General features: G+C 72.2%; 11 protein-coding genes and 1 pseudogene. 9 read left to right on the top strand and 3 right to left on the bottom strand.

Annotated elements, in window-relative coordinates; translation table 11 throughout:
- Positions 1–53: 53 nt before the first annotated feature.
- The 5 genes and pseudogenes from ACEXOX_RS19370 to ACEXOX_RS19350 form a co-directional block, all read left to right on the top strand.
- Positions 54–526 (top strand): annotated as a pseudogene (locus tag ACEXOX_RS19370) (FAD-binding oxidoreductase); the annotation flags it as partial.
- 275 nt (positions 527–801) lie between these two features.
- Positions 802–1416 (top strand): FAD-linked oxidase C-terminal domain-containing protein, encoded by a 615-nt coding sequence (locus ACEXOX_RS19365; RefSeq protein ID WP_406522127.1) that lies wholly within the window; start codon positions 802–804, stop codon positions 1414–1416.
- Positions 1417–1491: 75 nt separating this feature from the next.
- The gene (locus tag ACEXOX_RS19360) at positions 1492–1785 is read left to right on the top strand and encodes a ribosomal protein L7/L12 (protein ID WP_030025047.1); all 294 of its coding nucleotides are present in this window, start codon (positions 1492–1494) and stop codon (positions 1783–1785) included.
- Between the two features lie 107 nt (positions 1786–1892).
- The gene (locus tag ACEXOX_RS19355) at positions 1893–3353 is read left to right on the top strand and encodes a dihydrolipoyl dehydrogenase family protein (protein ID WP_406522126.1); all 1461 of its coding nucleotides are present in this window, start codon (positions 1893–1895) and stop codon (positions 3351–3353) included.
- A gap of 183 nt (positions 3354–3536) precedes the next feature.
- The gene (locus tag ACEXOX_RS19350) at positions 3537–3950 is read left to right on the top strand and encodes a VOC family protein (protein ID WP_406522125.1); all 414 of its coding nucleotides are present in this window, start codon (positions 3537–3539) and stop codon (positions 3948–3950) included.
- Positions 3951–4032: 82 nt separating this feature from the next.
- Here the strand turns inward: ACEXOX_RS19350 and ACEXOX_RS19345 are convergent, their stop codons facing one another.
- The gene (locus tag ACEXOX_RS19345) at positions 4033–4509 is read right to left on the bottom strand and encodes an SsgA family sporulation/cell division regulator (protein ID WP_030025044.1); all 477 of its coding nucleotides are present in this window, start codon (positions 4507–4509) and stop codon (positions 4033–4035) included.
- A 249-nt stretch (positions 4510–4758) separates the two neighbouring features.
- On the opposite strand from ACEXOX_RS19345, the gene ACEXOX_RS19340 reads away from it, so the two are divergent.
- The gene (locus ACEXOX_RS19340) at positions 4759–6399 is read left to right on the top strand and encodes an RDD family protein (RefSeq protein ID WP_406522124.1); all 1641 of its coding nucleotides are present in this window, start codon (positions 4759–4761) and stop codon (positions 6397–6399) included.
- 124 nt (positions 6400–6523) lie between these two features.
- A complete protein-coding gene (locus ACEXOX_RS19335; protein ID WP_406522123.1) occupies positions 6524–7318 on the top strand; it encodes an RDD family protein in 795 nt (264 codons plus the stop codon).
- 187 nt (positions 7319–7505) lie between these two features.
- On the opposite strand, the gene ACEXOX_RS19330 is transcribed toward ACEXOX_RS19335, so the two are convergent.
- Positions 7506–7847: a hypothetical protein gene (locus ACEXOX_RS19330; RefSeq protein ID WP_406522121.1), complete on the bottom strand. Its 342-nt coding sequence runs from the start codon at positions 7845–7847 to the stop codon at positions 7506–7508.
- Positions 7848–8246: 399 nt separating this feature from the next.
- On the opposite strand from ACEXOX_RS19330, the gene ACEXOX_RS19325 reads away from it, so the two are divergent.
- Both ACEXOX_RS19325 and ACEXOX_RS19320 read left to right on the top strand, forming a co-directional pair.
- Positions 8247–10646 (top strand): immune inhibitor A domain-containing protein, encoded by a 2400-nt coding sequence (locus ACEXOX_RS19325; RefSeq protein ID WP_406522120.1) that lies wholly within the window; start codon positions 8247–8249, stop codon positions 10644–10646.
- 115 nt (positions 10647–10761) lie between these two features.
- On the top strand, positions 10762–11073 hold the full coding sequence (locus ACEXOX_RS19320) for a hypothetical protein (RefSeq protein WP_406522119.1): 312 nt from the start codon (positions 10762–10764) through the stop codon (positions 11071–11073).
- A gap of 809 nt (positions 11074–11882) precedes the next feature.
- On the opposite strand, the gene ACEXOX_RS19315 is transcribed toward ACEXOX_RS19320, so the two are convergent.
- Complete coding sequence (locus tag ACEXOX_RS19315; protein ID WP_406522118.1) at positions 11883–12479, bottom strand: isochorismatase family protein; 597 nt, start codon at positions 12477–12479, stop codon at positions 11883–11885.
- Positions 12480–12507: the final 28 nt, after the last annotated feature.

Below are 12507 nucleotides of genomic sequence, written 5' to 3'. Positions count from 1 at the left end.
CGGGTGCGGGAGAGGATCTTCCGTGTACGGCCCACGGATGGGAGGCTGACGGCATGGACCTCCTCGCACGCCTGCGCGACGCCCTGCCCACGGAAGCGATCCTCACCGACCCCGACGTCACCGGCGCCTACGCCCACGACATGGCGAGCTTCTGCGAGGCCGGCACGCCCGCCGTCGTCGTCCTGCCGCGCACGGTCGAGCAGGTCCAGCACGTGATGCGCACCGCCACCGCCCTGCGCGTCCCGGTCGTCCCCCAGGGCGCCCGCACCGGCCTGTCGGGCGCCGCCAACGCCTCCGACGGCTGCATCGTGCTCTCCCTGGTCAAGATGGACCGGATCATCGAGATCAACCCCGTCGACCGGATCGCGGTCGTCGAGCCCGGCGTCGTCAACGCGGTGCTCTCCCGGGCCGTCAACGAACACGGCCTCTACTACCCCCGGACCCCTCCAGCTGGGAGGAGTGCTCCATCGGCGGCAACATCGGCACCGCCTCCGGCGGCCTGTGCTGCGTCAAGTACGGCGTCACCGCCGAGTACGTCCTCGGCCTGGACGTCGTCCTCGCCGACGGCCGGCTGCTCACCACCGGCCGCCGCACCGCCAAGGGCGTCGCCGGGTACGACCTCACCCGCCTGTTCGTCGGCTCCGAGGGCAGCCTCGGCGTCGTCGTACGCGCCGTGCTCGCCCTCAAGCCCGAACCGCCCCAGCAGCTCGCACTGGCCGCCGAGTTCCCCTCGACCGCCGCCGCGTGCGCCGCCGTCTGCGAGATCATGGCGCGCGGCCACGCCCCTCGCTGCTCGAACTCATGGACCGTACGAGCATCCGCGCCGTCAACGCGATGGCCGGCATGGGCCTGCCGGACAGCACCGAGGCGCTGCTGCTGGCCGCCTTCGACACCCCGGAACCGGCCGCCGACCTGGCCGCCGTCGGCGCGCTGTGCGAGGCCGCCGGAGCCACCGAGGTCGTACCGGCCGAGACCCCGGCCGAGTCCGACCTCCTCCTCCAGGCGCGGCGGCTGACCCTGACCGCCCTGGAACGCGTCAAGTCCGCCACGATGATCGACGACGTGTGCGTACCGCGCTCGGCACTCGCCGCGATGCTCGACGGCACCGCCGCCATCGCCGAGAAGTACGGCCTGACCATCGGCGTCTGCGCGCACGCGGGCGACGGCAACACCCACCCCACCGTCTGCTTCGACGCGAACGACCCCGACGAGTCCCGGCGCGCCCGCGAGTCCTTCGACGAGATCATGGCGCTCGGCCTGGAACTGGGCGGCACGATCACCGGCGAGCACGGCGTCGGCGTCCTGAAGAAGGAGTGGCTGGCCCGTGAGCTGGGCCCGGTCGGCCTGGAGATGCACCGCGGCATCAAGGCCGTCTTCGACCCGCTGGGGCTGCTCAACCCGGGGAAGGTCTTCTGACCGGCACCGGTCGCGGTCCGGTCGCGGTCCGGTCGCGGTTCGGCCCTGGTGAGCTGCGCCTTTAGGGTTCGGTCCATGAACTCCGACCTCTGGACCATCATCGGCGCGGCGGCCGTCGTCATCGTCGTCCTCGCCTCCACCATGGACGCCCGCCACAAGACGCTCGAACGCCGTCTGCGGCGCATGGACCGCAAGCTCGACCTGATCATGGAACACCTCGGCGTCGAGGAGACCGGCCCCGAGGGCATCGCCGAGGTCGACGCCCTGCTGCACAAGGGCAAGAAGATCGAGGCGATCAAGCGCTACCGCGAACTGACCGGCGCCGGCCTGGTCGAGGCCAAGGAGGCCGTGGAGCGCCGGGAAGGCTGAGAGCCGGCCCCCCGCCCGGCGAATGCCCCGACACATGTGGCCGAGCCGGGCCCCCGGGACCAGGATGGAGCCGACCGCCGCGACGCCGACACAGGGAGCGATGAGCGATGCCGACGACCACAGGGGCCGAAGAGGCCGCGGGCCAGGACACGTACGACGTCGTCGTGCTGGGCGCCGGGCCGACCGGTGAGAACGTCGCCGACCGGGCCCACGCCCTCGGCCTGAGCGCGGTGATCGTGGAGAGCGAACTGGTCGGCGGCGAGTGCTCGTACTGGGCCTGCATGCCCAGCAAGGCGCTGCTGCGCCCGGTCACCGCCCGCGCCGACGCCCGCCGCGTCCCCGGCCTCCACCAGGCCGCGGCCGCGCCGCTGGACACCAAGGCGGTGCTCGCCCACCGCGACGCGTTCGCGTCGCACTGGAAGGACGATGGCCAGGTCAGCTGGCTGGACTCGGCCGGCATCGACTTCGTACGCGGCCGGGCCCGCCTCGACGGCCCCCGGCGGGTCGTGGTCGCCACCGACGGCGGGGCAGAGCGCGCCCTCACCGCCCGGCACGCCGTCGCCGTCTGCACCGGCAGCCGCGCCGTCCTCCCCGACCTCCCCGGACTGGCCGCCGCCCGCCCCTGGACCAGCCGAGAAGCGACCAGCGCGCAGTCCGTACCGCCGCGCCTGGCGGTGGTCGGCGGCGGGGTCGTCGGCGTCGAGATGGCCACCGCCTGGCAGGCCCTGGGCTCCCGGGTGACGCTCCTGGTACGCGGCGGCGGACTGCTGCCCAAGATGGAGCCGTTCGCGGGCGAACTGGTCGCCGAGTCCCTGGCCCAGGCGGGCGCCACCGTGCGCACCGGCGTCTCGGTGAGCGCGGTACGGCGCGAGATGCCCAACGGGCCCGCCACCGTCGTGCTCGACAACGGCGAAGAGCTCGTCGCCGACGAGATCCTGTTCGCCACCGGCCGCGCGCCGCGCACCGACGACATCGGCCTGGAGACGGTCGGCCTGCAGCCCGGCTCCTGGCTGGAGACCGACGACACCTGCCGGGTCAAGGGCGTGGCGGACGGCTGGCTGTACGCCGTCGGCGACGTCAACCACCGCGCGCTGCTGACCCACCAGGGCAAGTACCAGGCCCGCATCGTCGGCGCCGCCATCGCCGCACAGGCCCAGGGCAGCGGCCTGGACACCGGCCGCTGGGGCGCGCACGCCGCGACCGCCGACACCGCCGCCGTACCGCAGGTCGTCTTCACCGACCCCGAGGCGGCCTCCGTCGGCCTGACCGCCGCCGAGGCCGATCGCGCCGGCCACCGCACCCGCGTCGTCGACTTCGACCTCGGCTCGGTCGCGGGCGCCGGCCTGTACGCCGACGGCTACCGCGGCCGCGCCCGCATGATCGTCGACCTGGACCGCGAAACCCTCCTCGGCGTCACCTTCGTCGGCCCGGCGGTGGGCGAACTCCTGCACTCGGCCACCGTCGCGGTGGCCGGTGAGGTGCCCCTGGACCGCCTGTGGCACGCGGTGCCCGCGTACCCGACGATCAGCGAGGTGTGGCTGAGGCTGCTGGAGACGTATCGAGGTTGAGACGTCGGTACGGACACCCGGCCGGGCGGTGGGGCGTACCGGGGACGAGGACGTCGGTCCGGGCACGGCCGGACCGGCGACGTAGGTCGGAAATCCGATACTCAGGCGCGCGAAGCCGCCGTACGGTAAGGAGCGCACGCCAGCAACGCCCCTGAAAAAACCCGATGTTCACAGGAGGCCGCCGTGCCCGTCCAGCTCGACCACACGATCATGCACGCCACCGACAAGTTCGTCTCCGCGCGCTTCCTCGCGGAACTGACCGGCGTCGGCGAACCGGTCGAAACCGGGCCCTTCGCCGCCGTCACGTTCGCCAACGACCTGACCGTCGACTACGCCGACACGGTCGTCGAGCCGGAAGCGATCGTGCCGCAGCACCTCGCGTTCCGGGTCACGGACGAGGAGTTCGACGAAATCTTCGGCCGCATCCAGGAGCGCGGGCTGCCGTACTGGGCGGACCCGCACCATCTCAAGCCGCAGCAGATCGGACACCTCGACGGCGCCCGCGGGGTCTACGTCGACGACCCGGACGGCCACGCCATCGAGTTCATCACCCCGCGCGCCCGGTCCGGCGCGAGCCTCGGTACCGACGCTTCCTGACCCTGGTGATCGCGCTCTCCGGCCCCGTGCGCCCGGGGCCGGTCCACCCGGCCGTGGCCGGGCCGTACGCCGTCCCACGCCGCTACGCCCCCGCCTCCGGCGACTCGTCCGACGGCCACGGGTCGGACAGCCACAGATCGTCCCGCGGCGTCATGGCGAGCAGCGCGCTCAGCCCTTTGTCCAGCCCCAGATGGTCCTGCTCCGACCCCGGCGGCACGACCCGCAGCGTGCGCTCCAGCCACGCCGAGACCGCCGCGGCCGACGCCTCCAGCAGCGCGTCGCCGTCCGGGGAACTGAGCGCCATGCAGACCAGACTGCGCCCGTCCACCTTCGTGGGCCACACCCGCACGTCACCGTGACCGCACGGCCGGAACACCCCCTCGACGAGCAGTTCGCGCGCGAACGTCCAGTTGACGGGGACGTCCGAGCCGATGTGGAAGGTGACGTGGACGGCGTAGGGGTCGTCCGTGCGATAGGTCAGCCGGGCCGGGACGGGGACACTGCGCTCCGGCGACAGGACCAGCCCCAGCTCCAGCTCTCGTTCCACCACGGTGTGCATACGGTCCGCCTCTCTTCGGTACCTCCTGCGAACCCCCTGTGACGGGGCCCGCACTTGGTTAGAGGCTCCGGAGCCCGGACTATTACGCGACTTCGCACAACTTTTTTCGCGGGCCTCTTCCAGGTGGTCCGGCCCGGCCGGGACACCCGGTCCGACCCTCCGTCTGATAGATGTGGACGCTGCGTTGCGGCAGACTGCACATGCCCCACCCACCACACCAGGCCGAGAACAGATAGCGGGACTTCGGACATGAGCGCCCCTTCCTCAGGATCCGCCGGCGGCAGCCCCACGCCAGGCTTCTACCCGGACCCGTCCATCCCCGGCTACATCCGGTACTGGAACGGTGCCGCATGGGTACCGGGCACCAGCCGGCCCGCGCCCGCCGAAGGCGAGGCCCTCCCCGCGCCGCCGCCCGGCACCGCCCCGGCCCCCGCGCCCGCACCGGCCCCCACCCCCGCCGTGGAGGAGACCGGGCCGGTCTTCCTCGACGAGGAGGAGGAGCACGGCCGGCTGACCGGGGCGGGCAGCGGCGCGGTCGCCTCCGCGTGGCAGGCCGACACCGCCCGGCAGAACGGCTTCGGCGGCGAGCAGGACCGCCGTATCGCCTGGGGTTCGCCCGAGGAACGGCAGGCCGGCCTGCCGCAGCAGCGCGACGAGGCCGCGGCCGCGCCCGGCACGCCGGCCTCCGGCGAGGAGCCGCCGCGGACCGACGGCACGGTCACCATCCGCGCCGTACGGGACGAAGGCGGCGCCCCCGGCCGCGACCGCGGCACGACCGCCATCCGCGCCGTACGCCCCGACGGGCCCCAGGGCGGCAAGAGCGACACGATGTCGATCCGGATGGCCCCGCAGTCCGGCGGCGCCCCGGCGTCGCCGCTGCCCGGCGCCACGTCTCCGCAGCCCCTGCCGTCCACCGGGCCGTCCGCCGCGCCGTCTGTCGCGCCGTCCGCCGGTGTGCAGCAGCCGCCGACGGCCCCTGGCCCGCAGCAGACGGCCGCGCAGCCCGGTCCCGGGGGCCGGACGCCCGGCGCGCAGGGACCGGCCCAGCAGGCGCCGCAGGGGCCCGTACAGCCGCAGTCCCAGCCGCAGCCCGGGCCGGGCGCCGCCGGGCCGCCCGTGCAGCACCAGCCGTTCCCGACGCAGCAGCCTCCGCAGCCCCAGATGCCGCAGCAGTCACCGGCGCCGCACGCTCCGCCGCCCCAGCCCCCGTCCCGGCCCGCCCCCGGCCCCACCGCCGGACCGGCCCCCGCCCCCGCACCGCAGGCCCCCGCACCGGCCCCCGGCCCGCAGGCCCAGCCCGCGCCCTTCTCCGGCTTCCCGCCGCAGCAGGACGGCGGCGCGGCCGAAGGGGTCGTCCCCTGGAAGCCGCCGACCACCGACCCGTTCCTCGCGGCCGCGCAGGAGCAGGGCCGCCCGGCCCCTCTGGGCCGCCGGTTCGCCGCCCGCCTGATCGACACCCTGGCCCTGGCGGTCATCACGGGCGCCGCCGCCGTACCGCTGTGGGGCCCGGCCGCCGACCACATCGACGCCAAGGTGGAGGCCGCCAAGCAGTCCGGGCGGGAGGTCACCGTCTACCTGCTGGACGGCACCACCGGCCCCTACCTGGCCGTCGTGCTCGCCGTGCTGCTCATCGGCGGCGGTCTGTACGAGGTGCTGCCCACCGTCAAGTGGGGCCACACGCTCGGCAAGAAGGTGTGCGGCGTCAAGGTGCTGGACATCGAGAGCCACGACACCCCGCCCCTGGCCTCGGTGATCAGGCGGTGGCTGGTGTACGGCGTGCTCGGCGTGCTGGCGGTCGGTGTGGTCAACGCCGTGTGGTGCCTGTTCGACCGGCCGTGGCGGCAGTGCTGGCACGACAAGCTCGCCCGGACGTTCGTCGCCGAGAAGTAGCCCGGGAAGTAGAGCCGGGAAGCAGTCTGCGAAGCAGGCCGGGGGACGGACCGCCGGTCCGGCCGCGTCACCCGGCCGGACCTCGCCGGATGCGGCGGCGCGCGGCCCGGGTTCGACTCGGGCCATGAGCACCGACCAGCCCGGGCCCGGCTCCGGAGGCGAACCGCCGGAGCACGACCCGTACCTGAAGAAGCCGCAGGAACCGCCGTCGGGCGGCTCTCCGTACGGTGCCGAGCCGGCCGGTGGCTCTCCGTACGGCAGCCGGCCGGCCGGCGGGTCCCCGTACGACCGCCCCGCCAACGCCACCCCGCACGGCGAACCGCCACCCGGCGGCGACCCGTACGGCGGTGGCGCCCCGCCGCCCGGGAGCGGGCCGCCGCCCGGAGGGATGCCGCCGCCCTACGGCGGTGACCCGTACGGGGGCAATCCGTACGGCGGCCAGTACGGCGCCGCCGACCCGCTGGCCGGAATGCCGCCGCTGGCCGGCCGCGGCCGCCGCCTGGTCGCCCGCATCATCGACTGGATCATCGTCTGCGTACCGGTCGGCCTGATCATGAGCGCGATCGTCGGCGGCTTCGACTACTGGACTACCGACGGCACCCAGACCGGACGGCAGGCGTCCGTCTCCCTCGTGACGATGCTGGTCTATCTCGTCTACGAGGGCCTGATGCTCACCAGCCGCGGCCAGACCGTCGGCAAGATGGCGATGAAGATCCGGGTGGGGATGCTGGAGGACGGCGCGGTACCGGCCGGGCAGGCGGGCTGGGTACGGGCGGCGGTCTACACCCTGCCGGAGATCGTGCCGTGCTGCGGCTTCCTCTTCTGGCTCGTCAACGTCCTGTGGTGCACCTGGGACAAGCCGTACCAGCAGTGCCTGCACGACAAGACGGCCAAGACGGTGGTGGTCTCCACGGTCTGAGGCCGGACACCGGGGCAAGTGCCCCCTACAAGGAACCTCGCACGCCCCGGATCCTCCCGGACTTCCCGGCCCTGCGAGATCCGCCCGTCCCTCCTGGCGGCTCCGGCGCGTCAACCGGCGGTCGGCGCACCCCTCTTCCGAGCGGTGCCCGGCCGCCTACGCGCGTCCACCAGCCGCGGACAGGTGACTAACGGGAGTGCTCGCTGACGCGGCCTTCCGAGGAGACACCGGCGTGAGTGTGCTGACACGGCACCCGCGGGGCCGTCGAGCCGGCGGCGGCCGGCACGTGCGGGCGTGCGCCGAGGGCGGCGCGCGCGCCGGAGCGCCGGGCCGTACGGCGGCGCGTCACATGAGAAACCCCCGGCAGCGGCGCCGTGAGGGCGACCAGCAGGCCGAGGGCGAGGGCTGCGACGGCGATGACCGCGATTCCGACCCCGGTCCGCGTCTGCGAGAGCAGTAACAGCGCGAGGGTCGAGAAGACGACGGTGGCCGATCCGTAGGCGAGCTGTGCGGCAGTCGGACGAGGCATGGCGGATCCGTCCTCAGGAAGGTCGGCAGGGGTGTGGTCGACAGGGGCGCGCCGTCAAACGACTCTACGGTCCTTACTGCCCGAGCGGAACTGGCGGTAAGCGTGACCTAACCCACGGTTCCGAGGCATAGGGGGCGCATGGATTCACTCCTGGTTTGAACGGGCCTGATCGGAGCGGCGGTCGGGGTGCGCGGAGCGCGGCGCGGGGTGGCCGCCGGGGTGGTGCGGGTACGTACGCGAACCATGCCCCCGTACGCGGCCGAAGCTGCCCGATACCCGTGTCCTGAGGGCCGAAAACCGTACTTCCCTGTCGTGACCAAGTCAAGATCTGTCTTTTCCCTCCCCTTCCGGTCAAATGCTGGCATCCAGTGACCGTTTCCAAGGGGAGGATTGCGCCAAGTGAGAGCCAAGAGACGGGCGTTCAGACCGGTCGCCCTGGCCACCGCCGCCGCCGCGATCGGAGCGGCCGGCCTGGCCTCCGGCGCGCCGGCGCAGGCCGACGACGGCCACCCGCCGCTCACCGTCCAGCGGCAGGACCCGGGGGCGCCCGCCAAGCAGGCCGTCGACCACGACCTCAAGGGCCCGTTCAGCGACCAGCAGGCGGCGCAGCGCAAGGAAGCGCTCCAGCAGGTCATCTCCGGCGACGCCACGCCCGCCCGGCACGGCGCCTCCCAGGTCGTCAAGCTCGGCCGGGGCAAATACGTCGAACTCGCCCGCGAGAAGACCGACAAGATCTTCACCATCCTGGTCGAGTTCGGCAACAAGGTCGACGACACCACCATGTACGACCCGGACGGCGACGGCCCCAAGCCCCCGGTGAAGAAGTACGGCGGCAAGCCCGGCCCCGCGCACAACACCATCGCGCAGCCCGACCGCCGCAACGACAACTCCACCGCCTGGCAGAAGGACTACAACCGGCAGCACTTCCAGGACCTCTACTTCTCCCACGACAAGAAGAAGGAGTCCCTGGCCAAGTACTACGAGAAGCAGTCCTCGGGCCGCTACTCCGTCGACGGTGAAGTCTCCGACTGGGTCAAGGTCGACTGGAACGAGGCCCGTTACGGCTCCAACTTCTGCGGCTCCACCAACTGCGCCAGCGCCTGGGACCTGATACGCGACGGCGTCAACCGCTGGGCCGAGGACCAGAAGGCCAAGGGCCGCACCGACGCCCAGATCAAGGCCGACCTCGCCAAGTACGACCAGTGGGACCGCTACGACCACGACGGCGACGGCAACTTCAACGAGCCCGACGGCTACATCGACCACTTCCAGATCGTGCACGCCGGCGAGGACGAGTCCGCGGGCGGCGGCGCGCAGGGCACCGACGCCATCTGGGCGCACCGCTGGTACGCGTACGGCAGCGACTCCGGCCGCACCGGCCCCTCCGGCAACAAGGCCGGCGGCACCCAGATCGGCAGCACCGGCATCTGGGTCGGCGACTACACGATGCAGCCCGAGAACGGCGGCCTCGGCGTCTTCGCCCACGAGTACGGCCACGACCTCGGCCTCCCCGACGAGTACGACACCACCGGCACCGGTGAGTCCTCCGTCGACTCCTGGTCGCTGATGTCCGGCGGCTCCTGGCTCGGCACCGGCAAGGACTCCATAGGCGACCTCCCCGGCGACATGAGCGCCTGGGACAAGCTCCAGCTCGGCTGGCTCAACTACGCCAAGGCCAAGGCGGCCACCAGGTCCACCCACAAGCTGGGCGTGGCCGAGTACAACACCAAGGACAAGCAGGCCCTGGTCGTCGAACTGCCCTCCAAGAACGTCCGCACCGACGTCGTCAAGCCCGCCGAAGGCACCCAGCAGTGGTGGAGCGGCATGGGCAACGACCTGAAGAACACCCTGTCCCGCCCGGTCGACCTCACCGGCAAGAAGAAGGCCGCCCTGACCCTCAAGGGCTGGTGGGACATCGAGCAGAACTACGACTTCGCCTACGCCGAGGTCTCCACGGACGGCGGCGCCAACTACACGCCGCTGGAAGGCACCGCCGACGGCAAGCCGATCACCCGTGACGGCGGCGACAAGCCCGCCCTGACCGGCACCTCGGGCGCCTACAAGAACCTGGTCTTCCCGCTCGACGCGTACGCCGGCAAGAAGATCGACCTGCGCTTCCGCTACCAGACGGACGGCGGCGCCGCCCAGAAGGGCTTCGCCGCGGACGCGATCTCGGTGACCGCCGACGGCAAGGCCCTCTTCACGGATGGCGCCGAGGCCGGTGACAACGGCTGGGCCGCCAAGGGCTTCTCGCGCATCGGCGCGTCCTTCACCAAGGACTACCCGCGCTACTACATCGCCGAGAACCGCCAGTACGTCTCGTACGACAAGACCCTGAAGACCGGCCCGTACAACTTCGGCTGGGCGACCGGCCGTCCGCAGTGGGTCGAGCACTTCCCGTACCAGAACGGCGTCCTGATCTGGCTGTGGGACACCTCGCAGCCGGACAACAACGTCGGCCAGCACCCCGGCTACGGCCAGATCCTGCCGGTCGACGCCCACCCGAAGGCCGAGAAGTGGTCGGACGGCAAGCTGATGCGCAACCGCTTCCAGACCTACGACTCGACCTTCACCCGGCACCGCACGGATGCGCTCACGCTCCACAAGGACGGCAAGGTCACCAAGATCAAGTCGAAGCCCGGCGTGACCGTCTTCGACGACCGCAAGGGCGACTACTACGACGAGTCGAACCCGACCGGCGGCGTGATCGTTGCTGACACCAACACCCGAATCAAGATCCTCAACGAGGCCCGGAACGGCTCCACGGTGACCCTCCAGGTGGGCCCCTCCACCAAGTAACCAACAAAACCGCAGGTCACAAGCCAATCGGCCGCCGCCCCTAGCGGGCGGCGGCCGATCGCGTTTAGATGCACCTTGCGAGTCCTTGTTGACGCCGAGTCTCACGGGGGAAACCGTGCCCACATCCGGAGGAGGATTCATCAGGCTTCCCGGCGGAAGCGTGGTGGTCGCCCTCGCCCTGCCCAGACCGGGCGACAACGGACACCGCGTCCGCGTCCTCGTCCACGCCGTGAACCGCCAGCGCGCCCTGACCAGGCTGCGCAACCTGGGCCTGCGCGCGGTCTACCTCCGCGGCAACACGGAGCCACCCACCCCGGACGAGATCACGGCGGTCCTGCACCACCCCGACGGCCTGGTGTGGCGCGAGACCCCGGAGGACGACACGGAGTCCTGGCACCCGATACGAACGCTGCTCCGCTCTGCGTAGCCGCTGGCGCGGCGGTTCACCGGGGGCCTCTGCGCTTCGCGCGAGGGTTTGCGCTGGCGCGCGGCTCGCATTGCTTGCATTGTGGGGGCGGGGGCGCGCAGGGGGCCAACTCTCCCCCAGCCTTCAGCCGGGGGACCCCCACGGCACCGTGCACGTCCACGTCAGGGACATTGGGGACGCAGATACCCGGCTGCCTGCGGGGATGGCCCCCTACACGCCCCCTCCGGCCGGTTTGGCGAGTCCGGGTCAGCTGGGGGAGTTTTTCGATCACACTGGTGCCCGCGCTCCTGAGGGTGAGGCGCACGAAGTGGAGGCGGTAAGGCGGGCCGCTGTGGGGCGGTGGGACGCGCGCGTCGGGCCGGCGGGCGCGGCAAAGCCGCGCTGCCCGGCACCCGGCTTGTGCATGTGCCCAGCCCGATCGCTCCGATAGTCGCCGTACGGCCAGGGCTCGGGGACACGTAGGGGCTCCCCGCAGGCAGCCGGGTATCTGCGTTCCCATGTGTTTCTAACGTGGACGTGCACGGTGCCGAGGAGTGACCCCTGCGGGGCCCCGAGCCCCCACCACCGGACCCATCGCGCAGGACGCGAGCACCGAACCGGGTGCATTAAGGCTTGTGAAATCCCCAGCCCGATCGCTCCGATAGTCGCCGTACGGCCAGGGCTCGGGGACACGTAGGGGGCTCCCCGCAGGCAGCCGGGTATCTGCGTTCCCCTTTGTTTCTAACTTGGTCGTGCACGGTGCCGAGGAGTGACCCCTGCGGGGCCCCGAGCCCCCACCACCGGCCCAAGGGCGCAAACCGCGCGCCCCCTCAGGCCGCGATCACCACCGGCTTGCCGGTGAGTTCGACTCCCGCGGTCCGCATCTGTTCCAGGGCCCGCTCCGTCGTCCCCGGTGCCACCCCCGCCGTGAGATCCAGCAGTACCCGCACCCGGAACCCCTCAGCCACCGCGTCCACCGCCGTGGCCCGCACACAGTGGTCCGTGGCGAGTCCGACCACGTCGACCTCGCTCACTCCGTGGGCCCGCATCCACTCCGCCAGGGGGCGCCCGTTCTCGTCCACGCCCTCGAAGCCGCTGTAAGCGGCAGCGTGCGCGCCCTTGGAGAAGACCGCGTCGACCGCCCCGGACGCGAGCGCCGGCGCGAAGTTCGGGTGGAAGCCGCTGCCCTCCGTACCGGCGACGCAGTGCGGAGGCCAGGACGTCTCGTAGTTCGGTCGCACCGAGAAGTGGTCACCGGGCTCGATGTGGTGATCGCGGGTCGCCACGATGTGCCGGTAGCCGCTGCCCGCGGCCTCACCCACCAGATCGGTGATGGCGGCAGCCACATCCGCACCTCCTGCCACGGCAAGGCTGCCGCCCTCGCAGAAATCGTTCTGCACGTCAACGACGATCAATGCCCGGTGCATGGTGCGAGCCTTCCGGCTGGGGAGCGGT

This window comes from Streptomyces sp. Ac-502 (genome assembly GCF_045222935.1).
Classification (GTDB): domain Bacteria; phylum Actinomycetota; class Actinomycetes; order Streptomycetales; family Streptomycetaceae; genus Streptomyces; species Streptomyces monomycini.
Note: the sequence above shows the minus strand (reverse complement) of the source record. Positions and strands in the feature narration are given on the sequence as shown.

What these genes read in the sequence shown, in the direction of transcription:
- ACEXOX_RS19345 (WP_030025044.1), bottom strand. Translation starts at nt 4,509, where the DNA reads ATGCACACCGTGGTGGAACGAGAGCTGGAGCTGGGGCTGGTCCTGTCG.
- ACEXOX_RS19330 (WP_406522121.1), bottom strand. Translation starts at nt 7,847, where the DNA reads ATGCCTCGTCCGACTGCCGCACAGCTCGCCTACGGATCGGCCACCGTC.
- ACEXOX_RS19355 (WP_406522126.1), top strand. Translation starts at nt 1,893, where the DNA reads ATGCCGACGACCACAGGGGCCGAAGAGGCCGCGGGCCAGGACACGTAC.
- ACEXOX_RS19340 (WP_406522124.1), top strand. Translation starts at nt 4,759, where the DNA reads ATGAGCGCCCCTTCCTCAGGATCCGCCGGCGGCAGCCCCACGCCAGGC.
- ACEXOX_RS19315 (WP_406522118.1), bottom strand. Translation starts at nt 12,479, where the DNA reads ATGCACCGGGCATTGATCGTCGTTGACGTGCAGAACGATTTCTGCGAG.
- ACEXOX_RS19360 (WP_030025047.1), top strand. Translation starts at nt 1,492, where the DNA reads ATGAACTCCGACCTCTGGACCATCATCGGCGCGGCGGCCGTCGTCATC.
- ACEXOX_RS19335 (WP_406522123.1), top strand. Translation starts at nt 6,524, where the DNA reads ATGAGCACCGACCAGCCCGGGCCCGGCTCCGGAGGCGAACCGCCGGAG.
- ACEXOX_RS19365 (WP_406522127.1), top strand. Translation starts at nt 802, where the DNA reads ATGGACCGTACGAGCATCCGCGCCGTCAACGCGATGGCCGGCATGGGC.